Consider the following 851-nt stretch of genomic DNA (forward strand, 5'->3'; position numbering starts at 1 on the left):
CACTGATCATTGGCCAGATTCGTATAGACGGCAACAAATTCACGATACCGTATTCGAATCTGTATAAAAAGACTCATAAGCCTATCACGATAACGATTCCGCCTGTGTTACTGGACAAAAAGATTAAGCAGATTGAAATCATTCCTAAACATCATGCCAGGTTCTTTGAGATTCAGTACAAATATGAAATGCCTGAAGATCAAAGAGAATTAAATGACCAAAAAGCACTGGCGATTGATTTAGGATTAAATAATCTTGCCACTTGTGTTACATCAGACGGCAAATCGTTCATCAGCCACTCTTCAAACCGTTCCCACACGTCTCCCGCCCCTTCATGGAGGTAGTGGCGCCGGTTCACGAGCTCGAGCTGCGAACCGTTTCGTTTCCATCCCTCGTGAACCGCCAGGATTTTCTCTTCTTTCGCCCGTTTCCCTTTCCCCTGGCGGGAAATGAACAACCCATCCGCCTCCACAAACAGCACTCGGCCGTGCCGTTGGGAAACAGGGTGGTGCAGCGAGACAGGGGCCTCCAGCACCAGTTGGCGAATCGCCCCGTGGCTTAGGACCGCATACCCCACGATCGACTCCAACGTACGGGCCGCTTTGCGGTAGGAAGAGCACTCTACGGCCAACTCGACCGCCGTTTCCTCGAGGCAAGGGCTGATCGACTGCGCTCCATCAAAGCCCAGTTCGGCATCCAGCAAGAAGGTATACGCCCCCGCCTGCCGATCATAGTAGTAGTTCCGTCGAAACGTCACTTCTCCAAACAGCGTTTGGATCGTGGTCGGCCGTTTGTCTTTCAGCTGATACCGGCGCTTGTCCCGCGCTTCCGCCAGTTGTTGATCAATCTCC

2 pseudogenes are annotated in these 851 nt (G+C 51.8%); one reads left to right on the plus strand and one right to left on the minus strand.

Going from position 1 to position 851, the window contains the following annotated elements:
• Positions 1–293: pseudogene (locus LH47_RS16330) on the plus strand (transposase); the annotation flags it as partial.
• Here the strand turns inward: LH47_RS16330 and LH47_RS14745 are convergent.
• Positions 272–851, minus strand: a pseudogene (locus LH47_RS14745) (UPF0236 family transposase-like protein); the annotation flags it as partial. The pseudogenes LH47_RS16330 and LH47_RS14745 overlap by 22 nt on opposite strands.

Origin of the sequence: Anoxybacillus thermarum (assembly GCF_000836725.1) — a bacterium.
GTDB lineage: Bacteria > Bacillota > Bacilli > Bacillales > Anoxybacillaceae > Anoxybacillus > Anoxybacillus thermarum.